This window comes from Halorubrum sp. AJ67 (genome assembly GCF_000513435.1).
Map to the genome: position 1 here is coordinate 103,403 of NZ_CBVY010000015.1, position 1,908 is coordinate 105,310.

A 1,908-nucleotide genomic window follows, 5' to 3' on the forward strand; every position below is an offset into this window, starting at 1 on the left:
GCCGCAACTACATCGGCGGCAGCACGCTCGATTACGAACACGGGCTTCAGGCCGCCGGCTTCGAGGTCGAGAACCCGAACGTCGTCTCCGAGTGCGGCTGCGGCGAGTCGTTCCGGACGTAGCCGCTCCGGACGTAGCCGCTCCGGACGTAGCCGTCGCCTCCGCGCAGCGCCCCCCTCGTTTCCGGTCCATTTTTGCGACGCGCGAGTCCCCCGCTTAAGTCGCTCGGTCGGGTAGCGATAGCCATGAGTCTGAAAGCGACGACGACGCCGAGCGGCGAGCGGGTGTACACCGACCGGTCGCGGGTCGAGCGCGGGGCGGACGGTCCCTTCTACGTCGTGTTCGCCGACGAGACGGGGGAGTCCCGCTGGGGGTTCCGCTGTGGCAACTGCGGGTCGTTCGACACCGCGATGGACACGATGGGCCGGATCCAGTGTACGGAGTGCGGGAACCTCCGGAAGCCGGACGAGTGGGACGCCGCCCACGAGTGAGCCGCGCTCGCGTCTCTCTTGCCCGTTCTCGACGGTGCGCCGATTCTCCGCGAGCGAAATCGTGAGAAAGTTTATCACGGATGGTGACCAACTCCGAGATAGATGGCCACTGCGAGCATCCCCCCGACGACCGAGGCCAGAGACGTCTTCCGCGAACTGGGATACACCGTCTCCGAGGGCGGACGAGAGTTCGTCGCGGAACGCAAGTGGCGGCGCGTGCTCGTGACGGTGTTGTGTCTGGACGACGACGATCTCGACCCGTATCTCGCAGACGGCGGCGAGACACCGCGACTCCGGTGTTTCGTCACGTGGCGCGACCGCGCGGCCGACCTCCAAGACCGGCTCGTCTCCGCGAAACCGCCCTACGACTGGGCGGTCATCGGCATCGACCACGACGGCGAGGACTTCGCCGTGATGGAAGGCGCGCCGGGCAGTCCGTAGGCGCGTTCGGTTTCCTCCTCGCGGTTCGGGACGCCTATTTTTATGCCACCGTGTGTCGTATCGGGACGTGACATGGTGTTCAAGAAGATCACGCTGATCGGGACGAGCGAGGAGAGCTTCGACGCCGCGGCCGACGAGGCCATCGACCGCGCCGAGGACACCCTTGAGAACGTCTACTGGGCCGAAGTAGAGGAGTTCGGGGTCGAGCTTCAGGGGGACGCCGACCGCGAGTATCAGGCCGAAGTCGAGGTCGCATTCGAGCTGGAGGGCTGAGCGGAACTCGGGTTTCGGCGTTTATGCTTCGTTGTGAGCCCCGGGCTCCGCTTCAACCCCGCATCTCGGCGGCGCGCCGCTACGCCCAGTGAAGGAGGTACAGCAGGTAGAGGCTTGCTCCGGTCACGACGACGCCCGCGAGGACGAACCCCGCGGTTGCGGCGATCGAGGTCGCGTACAGCGCGAACTGGAGCGACTGGAGTCCGACCAACCCCGCGAGGACAGAGAGCAGGGTCCAGACGACGGTCCCGAGGAGCGTCCGGCTCCTCTCGGCGATCTCTTCCCGGACTATTTCGCGTACCCGCTGCTCGTTCGGCTCCTCGGAGGGCGGCATAGCACCTCGTTCAATCTCCGAGAAAAAGAACGTACTGGCCGGGTACGTGCCGCTCGGCTGTACGCGGATGTGACTGTCTACGACTCACGGATCGACACGAACACCGCCGAAGCCCCAGCCGCTCGGCTATACGCGGATATGATTGTCTACGAATCACGGATCGACACGAACACCGCCGAAGCCCCAGCCGCGAGGCGGACAGACGCTCGCTGCGCTCCTCGCTCAGTCGCTAACGCTCCTTCGCTGCGGTGCTTGCGTCACCTCTGTCCGCCTCGCGGCTGCCCCTTCGAGTCCCACCCAGCACAGCACCGCAACCGCAGCCTCACACCTCCCCAGCCTCGTCGGTCGCCGTCGCTTCGCTCGGCGACC

At 66.1% G+C, this 1,908-nt stretch carries 5 protein-coding genes; 4 read left to right on the forward strand and 1 reads right to left on the reverse strand.

The features are described 5' to 3' along the window. The 4 genes from BN903_RS11925 to BN903_RS11940 all read left to right on the forward strand — a co-directional run. Window positions 1-122, forward strand: a 122-nt coding sequence (locus BN903_RS11925; protein WP_048077929.1) for a heme biosynthesis protein HemY, incomplete at its 5' end; no start/stop codon positions are given. Window positions 123-245: 123 nt separating this feature from the next. Then, window positions 246-491: a DUF5816 domain-containing protein gene (locus BN903_RS11930; protein ID WP_048077930.1), complete on the forward strand. Its 246-nt coding sequence runs from the start codon at window positions 246-248 to the stop codon at window positions 489-491. 102 nt (window positions 492-593) lie between these two features. Continuing rightward, on the forward strand, window positions 594-932 hold the full coding sequence (locus tag BN903_RS11935) for a hypothetical protein (RefSeq protein ID WP_048077931.1): 339 nt from the start codon (window positions 594-596) through the stop codon (window positions 930-932). Between the two features lie 72 nt (window positions 933-1,004). Then, a complete protein-coding gene (locus BN903_RS11940; protein ID WP_048077932.1) occupies window positions 1,005-1,205 on the forward strand; it encodes a dodecin in 201 nt (66 codons plus the stop codon). 79 nt (window positions 1,206-1,284) lie between these two features. Here BN903_RS11940 and BN903_RS11945 read toward each other — a convergent pair whose 3' ends face one another. Continuing rightward, window positions 1,285-1,539, reverse strand: coding sequence for a hypothetical protein (locus tag BN903_RS11945; protein WP_048077933.1), 255 nt, complete (start codon window positions 1,537-1,539; stop codon window positions 1,285-1,287). Window positions 1,540-1,908 lie beyond the last annotated feature (369 nt).

Bases quoted from the DNA above. Each gene is read 5' to 3' on its own strand.
- BN903_RS11940 (WP_048077932.1), top strand. From the start codon at position 1,005: ATGGTGTTCAAGAAGATCACGCTGATCGGGACGAGCGAGGAGAGCTTC.
- BN903_RS11935 (WP_048077931.1), top strand. From the start codon at position 594: ATGGCCACTGCGAGCATCCCCCCGACGACCGAGGCCAGAGACGTCTTC.
- BN903_RS11945 (WP_048077933.1), bottom strand. From the start codon at position 1,539: ATGCCGCCCTCCGAGGAGCCGAACGAGCAGCGGGTACGCGAAATAGTC.
- BN903_RS11930 (WP_048077930.1), top strand. From the start codon at position 246: ATGAGTCTGAAAGCGACGACGACGCCGAGCGGCGAGCGGGTGTACACC.